Here is an 8,865-nt window from a genome sequence, read left to right as displayed (position 1 = left end):
CGGGCAGGCGTCACACCCTATACGTCCACTTTCGTGTTTGCAGAGTGCTGTGTTTTTATTAAACAGTCGCAGCCACCAGTTTATTGCAACCCTTTCACCCTTTCGGCGCGAGCCGATCAAGCTACCAGGGCGTACCTTATCCCGAAGTTACGGTACCAATTTGCCGAGTTCCTTCTCCCGAGTTCTCTCAAGCGCCTTAGAATACTCATCTCGCCCACCTGTGTCGGTTTGCGGTACGGTCTTGTTAGACTGAAGCTTAGAGGCTTTTCTTGGAACCACTTCCGATTGCTTCGTCACCTGAGTGACTGGCCTCGCACCCTTGAATTCCGCACCCGGATTTGCCTAAGTGCCTTCTCCAATGCAAGGACCGGGACTTCCAACACCCGGACAACCTTCCGCGATCCGTCCCCCCATCGCATCTAACAATGGTGCAGGAATATTAACCTGCTTCCCATCAGCTACGCATCTCTGCCTCGCCTTAGGGGCCGACTCACCCTACGCCGATGAACGTTGCGTAGGAAACCTTGGGCTTACGGCGAGGGGGCTTTTCACCCCCTTTATCGCTACTCATGTCAGCATTCGCACTTCCGATACCTCCAGCACACTTTACAATGCACCTTCGCAGGCTTACGGAACGCTCTCCTACCATGCACAATAAATTGTGCATCCGCAGCTTCGGTGACTGGCTTAGCCCCGTTACATCTTCCGCGCAGGACGACTCGATCAGTGAGCTATTACGCTTTCTTTAAAGGATGGCTGCTTCTAAGCCAACCNCGCGTTCGCTCCAATGACCTATGTATTCAGTCAGAGGTGACCCATACGGGCCGGGTTTCCCCATTCGGACATCTTCGGATCAAAGCTTGTTTGCCAGCTCCCCGAAGCTTTTCGCAGGCTACCGCGTCCTTCATCGCCTGTAATCGCCAAGGCATCCACCACATGCACTTATTCGCTTGACCCTATAACGAGTACGTCTCGCGACTCTCTCAAATCGTTTGACGCCACGCTACAGGTTTTGAGTATCGGTTTGTGCCGTATTCCAAGTGGCCTACCGAGGTAGACCGCTTAAAGATACTTGATACAATCACAACCCAAACGTCATCCACGCGCCATCTCTAACGCGCTTCAGACGTTTATTGAACTTCTTCCAGATTTTTAAAGAACGACAGCCGATGGGTATTGCTACCCTTCAGTAGTTGGCAATTGCCAAGCCGAAACACTCAATTAAATGTTTTGGCTTGGGAATTTGGTGGAGGCTGACGGGATCGAACCGACGACCCCCTGCTTGCAAAGCAGGTGCTCTCCCAGCTGAGCTAAGCCCCCAAATGCAGTACTTCCGGAGTCCATAACTCCAGCCGTTATTGCAACCACTTGGACTAAATGGTGGGTCTGGTTGGATTCGAACCAACGACCCCCGCCTTATCAAGACGGTGCTCTAACCGACTGAGCTACAGACCCCTTCAGTCTGTCGTATTGACAGCCGATAAGCGTGAGCGCTCAATTTAAGACGCTGCTCGAGAAAGGAGGTGATCCCGCGGTGCAGCGGTGCGGCGTCACGAATCTGGGAAGAAGTTCAATCTGGGGTGCGAGTGTATCGGCACACGACCGATGCTGCATAACCTGCACACGTTGGCTGCGGTATTGCACGCAGTCTTAAAACGTACTGGTTATAGGATCAAGCCTCACGGGCAATTAGTACTGGTTAGCTTAACGCATTACTGCGCTTCCACACCCAGCCTATCAACGTCCTGGTCTCGAACGACCCTTCAGGGGAATCAAGTTCCCAGGGATATCTCATCTCAAGGCGAGTTTCCCGCTTAGATGCTTTCAGCGGTTATCTCTTCCGAACATAGCTACCCGGCGATGCCACTGGCGTGACAACCGGTACACCAGAGGTTCGTCCACTCCGGTCCTCTCGTACTAGGAGCAGCCCCCTTCAAATATCCAACGCCCACGGCAGATAGGGACCAAACTGTCTCACGACGTTTTAAACCCAGCTCACGTACCTCTTTAAATGGCGAACAGCCATACCCTTGGGACCGGCTACAGCCCCAGGATGAGATGAGCCGACATCGAGGTGCCAAACACCGCCGTCGATATGAACTCTTGGGCGGTATCAGCCTGTTATCCCCAGAGTACCTTTTATCCGTTGAGCGATGGCCCTTCCATACAGAACCACCGGATCACTATGACCTGCTTTCGCACCTGCTCGACTTGTCGGTCTCGCAGTTAAGCACGCTTATGCCATTGCACTATGAGCACGATTTCCGACCGTACTTAGCGTACCTTCGTACTCCTCCGTTACACTTTGGGAGGAGACCGCCCCAGTCAAACTGCCTACCATGCACTGTTCCCGAACCCGATTCAGGGTCCCAGGTTAGAACCGCAAACAAACCAGGGTGGTATTTCAAGGTTGGCTCCATAAGGACTGGCGTCCCTACTTCAAAGCCTCCCACCTATCCTACACAGATTTGTTCACAATCCAATGCAAAGCTACAGTAAAGGTTCATGGGGTCTTTCCGTCTAGCCGCGGGTAGATTGCATCATCACAAACACTTCAACTTCGCTGAGTCTCGGGAGGAGACAGTGTGGCCATCGTTACGCCATTCGTGCAGGTCGGAACTTACCCGACAAGGAATTTCGCTACCTTAGGACCGTTATAGTTACGGCCGCCGTTTACCGGGACTTCAATCAAGAGCTTGCACCCCATCATTTAATCTTCCGGCACCGGGCAGGCGTCACACCCTATACGTCCACTTTCGTGTTTGCAGAGTGCTGTGTTTTTATTAAACAGTCGCAGCCACCAGTTTATTGCAACCCTTTCACCCTTTCGGCGCGAGCCGATCAAGCTACCAGGGCGTACCTTATCCCGAAGTTACGGTACCAATTTGCCGAGTTCCTTCTCCCGAGTTCTCTCAAGCGCCTTAGAATACTCATCTCGCCCACCTGTGTCGGTTTGCGGTACGGTCTTGTTAGACTGAAGCTTAGAGGCTTTTCTTGGAACCACTTCCGATTGCTTCGTCGCCTAAGCGACTGGCCTCACACCCTTGAATTCCGCACCCGGATTTGCCTAAGTGCCTTCTCCAATGCAAGGACCGGGACTTCCAACACCCGGACAACCTTCCGCGATCCGTCCCCCCATCGCATCTAACAATGGTGCAGGAATATTAACCTGCTTCCCATCAGCTACGCATCTCTGCCTCGCCTTAGGGGCCGACTCACCCTACGCCGATGAACGTTGCGTAGGAAACCTTGGGCTTACGGCGAGGGGGCTTTTCACCCCCTTTATCGCTACTCATGTCAGCATTCGCACTTCCGATACCTCCAGCACNCTTTACAANGCACCTTCGCAGGCTTACGGAACGCTCTCCTACCATGCANAATAAATTNTGCATCCGCAGCTTCGGTGACTGGCTTAGCCCCGTTACATCTTCCGCGCAGGACGACTCGATCAGTGAGCTATTACGCTTTCTTTAAAGGATGGCTGCTTCTAAGCCAACCTCCTGACTGTTTTAGCCTTCCCACTTCGTTTCCCACTTAGCCAATCTTGGGGACCTTAGCTGGCGGTCTGGGTTGTTTCCCTCTTGACACCGGACGTTAGCACCCGATGTCTGTCTCCCGTGATTGCACTCTTCGGTATTCGGAGTTTGCTATGGCGTAGTAATCCGCAATGGACCCCACAACCATGACAGTGCTCTACCCCCGAAGGTGATACACGAGGCACTACCTAAATAGTTTTCGGAGAGAACCAGCTATTTCCAGACTTGTTTAGCCTTTCACCCCTATCCACAGCTCATCCCCTAATTTTTCAACATTAGTGGGTTCGGACCTCCAGTACGTGTTACCGCACCTTCATCCTGGCCATGGATAGATCGTCTGGTTTCGGGTCTACGCCCAGCAACTAAAGCGCCCTATTCGGACTCGCTTTCGCTACGCCTTCCCTAGTCGGTTAAGCTTGCTACTGAACGTAAGTCGCTGACCCATTATACAAAAGGTACGCAGTCACCCCACAAGGAGGCTCCTACTGTTTGTATGCATGCGGTTTCAGGATCTATTTCACTCCCCTCCCGGGGTTCTTTTCGCCTTTCCCTCACGGTACTGGTTCACTATCGGTCGATTACGAGTATTTAGCCTTGGAGGATGGTCCCCCCATATTCAGACAGGATTTCTCGTGTCCCGCCCTACTTGTCGTACCCCTAGTTCCACACATCGGTTTTCGCATACAGGGCTATCACCTGCTATGGCCAGACTTTCCAGACTGTTCTGCTAACCGTCGNGCTAAAAGGTACAAGGCTGATCCCATTTCGCTCGCCACTACTCTGGGAATCTCGGTTGATTTCTTTTCCTGCGGCTACTTAGATGTTTCAGTTCACCGCGTTCGCTCCAATGACCTATGTATTCAGTCAGAGGTGACCCATACGGGCCGGGTTTCCCCATTCGGACATCTTCGGATCAAAGCTTGTTTGCCAGCTCCCCGAAGCTTTTCGCAGGCTACCGCGTCCTTCATCGCCTGTAATCGCCAAGGCATCCACCACATGCACTTATTCGCTTGACCCTATAACGAGTACGTCTCGCGACTCTCTCAAATCGTTTGGCGCCACGCTACAGGTTTTGAGTATCGGTTTGTGCCGTATTCCAAGTGACTTCATCGGAGTTACCCCCGATCAAGTCGCTTAAAGATACTTGATACAATCACAACCCAAACGTCGTCCACGCGCCATCTCTAACGCGCTTCCAACGTTTATTGAACTTCTTCCAGATTTTTAAAGAACGACAGCCGACGGGTATTGCTACCCTTCAGTAGTTGGCAATTGCCAAGCCGAAACACTCGTCACGTACGGCATGTACGCGAAGCGCTTAGGCTTGGGAATTTGGTGGAGGCTGACGGGATCGAACCGACGACCCCCTGCTTGCAAAGCAGGTGCTCTCCCAGCTGAGCTAAGCCCCCAAATGCAGTACTTCCGAGGCGATAGCTCAGTCGTTATTGCAACCACTTGGACTAAAATGGTGGGTCTGGTTGGATTCGAACCAACGACCCCCGCCTTATCAAGACGGTGCTCTAACCGACTGAGCTACAGACCCCTTCAGTCTGTCGTATTGACAGCCGATAAGCGTGAGCGCTCAATTTAAGACGCTGCTCGAGAAAGGAGGTGATCCAGCCGCACCTTCCGATACGGCTACCTTGTTACGACTTCACCCCAGTCATGAATCCTACCGTGGTGACCGTCCTCCTTGCGGTTAGACTAGCCACTTCTGGTAAAACCCACTCCCATGGTGTGACGGGCGGTGTGTACAAGACCNGCTCGAGAAAGGAGGTGATCCAGCCGCACCTTCCGATACGGCTACCTTGTTACGACTTCACCCCAGTCATGAATCCTACCGTGGTGACCGTCCTCCTTGCGGTTAGACTAGCCACTTCTGGTAAAACCCACTCCCATGGTGTGACGGGCGGTGTGTACAAGACCCGGGAACGTATTCACCGCGACATGCTGATCCGCGATTACTAGCGATTCCAGCTTCATGCAGTCGAGTTGCAGACTACAATCCGGACTACGATCGGTTTTCTGAGATTAGCTCCCCCTCGCGGGTTGGCGACCCTCTGTACCGACCATTGTATGACGTGTGAAGCCCTACCCTATGACGTGTGAAGCCCTACCCATAAGGGCCATGAGGACTTGACGTCATCCCCACCTTCCTCCGGTTTGTCACCGGCAGTCTCCCTAGAGTGCTCCCTTGCGGGTAGCAACTAAGGACAAGGGTTGCGCTCGTTGCGGGACTTAACCCAACATCTCACGACACGAGCTGACGACAGCCATGCAGCACCTGTGTTACGGNTCTCTTTCGAGCACTCCCACCTCTCAGCGGGATTCCGTACATGTCAAGGGTAGGTAAGGTTTTTCGCGTTGCATCGAATTAATCCACATCATCCACCGCTTGTGCGGGTCCCCGTCAATTCCTTTGAGTTTTAATCTTGCGACCGTACTCCCCAGGCGGTCAACTTCACGCGTTAGCTACGTTACTAAGGAAATGAATCCCCAACAACTAGTTGACATCGTTTAGGGCGTGGACTACCAGGGTATCTAATCCTGTTTGCTCCCCACGCTTTCGTGCATGAGCGTCAGTGTTGGCCCAGGGGGCTGCCTTCGCCATCGGTGTTCCTCCGCATATCTACGCATTTCACTGCTACACGCGGAATTCCACCCCCCTCTGCCAGACTCTAGCTTGCCAGTCACAAATGCAGTTCCCAGGTTGAGCCCGGGGATTTCACATCTGTCTTAACAAACCGCCTGCGCACGCTTTACGCCCAGTAATTCCGATTAACGCTTGCACCCTACGTATTACCGCGGCTGCTGGCACGTAGTTAGCCGGTGCTTATTCTTCCGGTACCGTCATCAGCTCAGGGTATTATCCCGAGCCTTTTCTTCCCGAACAAAAGTGCTTTACAACCCGAAGGCCTTCTTCACACACGCGGCATTGCTGGATCAGGCTTTCGCCCATTGTCCAAAATTCCCCACTGCTGCCTCCCGTAGGAGTCTGGGCCGTGTCTCAGTCCCAGTGTGGCTGGTCGTCCTCTCCCCCCATATTCAGACAGGATTTCTCGTGTCCCGCCCTACTTGTCGTACCCCTAGTTCCACACATCGGTTTTCGCATACAGGGCTATCACCTGCTATGGCCAGACTTTCCAGACTGTTCTGCTAACCGTCGCGCTAAAAGGTACAAGGCTGATCCCATTTCGCTCGCCACTACTCTGGGAATCTCGGTTGATTTCTTTTCCTGCGGCTACTTAGATGTTTCAGTTCACCGCGTTCGCTCCAATGACCTATGTATTCAGTCAGAGGTGACCCATACGGGCCGGGTTTCCCCATTCGGACATCTTCGGATCAAAGCTTGTTTGCCAGCTCCCCGAAGCTTTTCGCAGGCTACCGCGTCCTTCATCGCCTGTAATCGCCAAGGCATCCACCACATGCACTTATTCGCTTGACCCTATAACGAGTACGTCTTGCGACTCTCTCAAATCGTTTGACGCCACGCTACAGGTTTTGAGTATCGGTTTGTGCCGTATTCCAAGTGGCCTACCGAAGTAGGCCGCTTAAAGATACTTGATACAATCACAACCCAAACGTCATCCACGCGCCATCTCTAACGCGCTTCAGACGTTTATTGAACTTCTTCCAGATTTTTAAAGAACGACAGCCGATGGGTATTGCTACCCTTCAGTAGTTGGCAATTGCCAAGCCGAAACACTCAATTAAATGTTTTGGCTTGGGAATTTGGTGGAGGCTGACGGGATCGAACCGACGACCCCCTGCTTGCAAAGCAGGTGCTCTCCCAGCTGAGCTAAGCCCCCAAATGCAGTACTTCCGAGGCGATAGCTCAGTCGTTATTGCAACCACTTGGACTAAATGGTGGGTCTGGTTGGATTCGAACCAACGACCCCCGCCTTATCAAGACGGTGCTCTAACCGACTGAGCTACAGACCCCTTCAGTCTGTCGTATTGACAGCCGATAAGCGTGAGCGCTCAATTTAAGACGCTAGCTCGAGAAAGGAGGTGATCCAGCCGCACCTTCCGATACGGCTACCTTGTTACGACTTCACCCCAGTCATGAATCCTACCGTGGTGACCGTCCTCCTTGCGGTTAGACTAGCCACTTCTGGTAAAACCCACTCCCATGGTGTGACGGGCGGTGTGTACAAGACCCGGGAACGTATTCACCGCGACATGCTGATCCGCGATTACTAGCGATTCCAGCTTCATGCAGTCGAGTTGCAGACTACAATCCGGACTACGATCGGTTTTCTGAGATTAGCTCCCCCTCGCGGGTTGGCGACCCTNCGGTGCTTATTCTTCCGGTACCGTCATCAGCTCAGGGTATTATCCCGAGCCTTTTCTTCCCGAACAAAAGTGCTTTACAACCCGAAGGCCTTCTTCACACACGCGGCATTGCTGGATCAGGCTTTCGCCCATTGTCCAAAATTCCCCACTGCTGCCTCCCGTAGGAGTCTGGGCCGTGTCTCAGTCCCAGTGTGGCTGGTCGTCCTCTCAGACCAGCTACAGATCGTCGCCTTGGTAGGCCTTTACCCCACCAACTAGCTAATCTGCCATCGGCCGCCCCTATAGCGAGAGGTCTTGCGATCCCCCCCTTTCCTGCGTACAGCGTATGCGGTATTAATCCGGCTTTCGCCGGGCTATCCCCCACTACAGGACACGTTCCGATGTATTACTCACCCGTTCGCCACTCGTCAGCGGAGCAAGCTCCCTGTTACCGTTCGACTTGCATGTGTAAGGCATGCCGCCAGCGTTCAATCTGAGCCAGGATCAAACTCTTAAGTTTAATTCCTGTTACTGTTTTCTATTCTTTCGAATAGGTCGCTCAACTCAAGAATCAACAAGGTTTGAACATTGACCGAGGCCAACATTCTTTCCTTACTTTTTCTCTCGTGTGAGACTTCTTGATACTTTCGCATTCCCGCCACTCCGAGGAGCGGCGGGTGCGTCGCCATCAAGCGCCCACACTTATCGGCTGTAAATTTTTAAAGAGCAATGCAGCGNCAGGGACTTCGTCNCCTGCCTACTGCTTGCTGCCGGTTAAGTACCGTGCAGCAGAGAAGCGAGATTATGTACCGCTTCTGCAATTTCGTCAAGCATTTTGTTTCGGCTTTCGCTGCAACATCCTGTTCGACCCGGCGGGTTCGGCGTCCTGCCGGTCAAGCGTCAAACACCCGCTCCACCGTTGCCAAACCCCCGTCCCGCCTCGCTTTCACCGCCTGCGCCGCGCCGCTTTCGCGGCACTCGCTGGCCTGTTTCTGCAGCGGGGAGGCGAATATTAGATCCGTTCCGCCATCCGTGCAAGCGGTTTTCGAAAAAA

6 tRNA genes, 1 rRNA gene and 2 other annotated features are annotated in these 8,865 nt (G+C 53.0%); all 7 genes read right to left on the bottom strand.

The window, feature by feature from the left end:
- Window positions 1-1,244: 1,244 nt before the first annotated feature.
- The 7 genes from OVY01_RS17745 to OVY01_RS17715 all read right to left on the bottom strand — a co-directional run bounded on the left by OVY01_RS17745 (window position 1,245) and on the right by OVY01_RS17715 (window position 7,478).
- Window positions 1,245-1,320, bottom strand: a tRNA-Ala gene (locus tag OVY01_RS17745).
- A 58-nt stretch (window positions 1,321-1,378) separates the two neighbouring features.
- Window positions 1,379-1,455 (bottom strand) — tRNA-Ile (locus OVY01_RS17740).
- Between the two features lie 213 nt (window positions 1,456-1,668).
- A 23S ribosomal RNA gene (locus OVY01_RS17735) occupies window positions 1,669-4,552 on the bottom strand.
- A gap of 317 nt (window positions 4,553-4,869) precedes the next feature.
- A tRNA-Ala gene (locus tag OVY01_RS17730) sits at window positions 4,870-4,945 on the bottom strand.
- Between the two features lie 57 nt (window positions 4,946-5,002).
- Window positions 5,003-5,079, bottom strand: a tRNA-Ile gene (locus tag OVY01_RS17725).
- A 226-nt stretch (window positions 5,080-5,305) separates the two neighbouring features.
- Window positions 5,306-6,939: a sequence feature (most likely nonfunctional fraction of RNA operon), on the bottom strand.
- Between the two features lie 330 nt (window positions 6,940-7,269).
- Window positions 7,270-7,345, bottom strand: a tRNA-Ala gene (locus tag OVY01_RS17720).
- 56 nt (window positions 7,346-7,401) lie between these two features.
- Window positions 7,402-7,478, bottom strand: a tRNA-Ile gene (locus tag OVY01_RS17715).
- A 62-nt stretch (window positions 7,479-7,540) separates the two neighbouring features.
- Window positions 7,541-8,331, bottom strand: a sequence feature (16S ribosomal RNA rRNA prediction is too short).
- Between the last annotated feature and the right edge of the window lie 534 nt (window positions 8,332-8,865).

The organism is Robbsia betulipollinis, assembly GCF_026624755.1.
GTDB classification, from domain to species: domain Bacteria; phylum Pseudomonadota; class Gammaproteobacteria; order Burkholderiales; family Burkholderiaceae; genus Robbsia; species Robbsia betulipollinis.
Note: the sequence above shows the minus strand (reverse complement) of the source record. Positions and strands in the feature narration are given on the sequence as shown.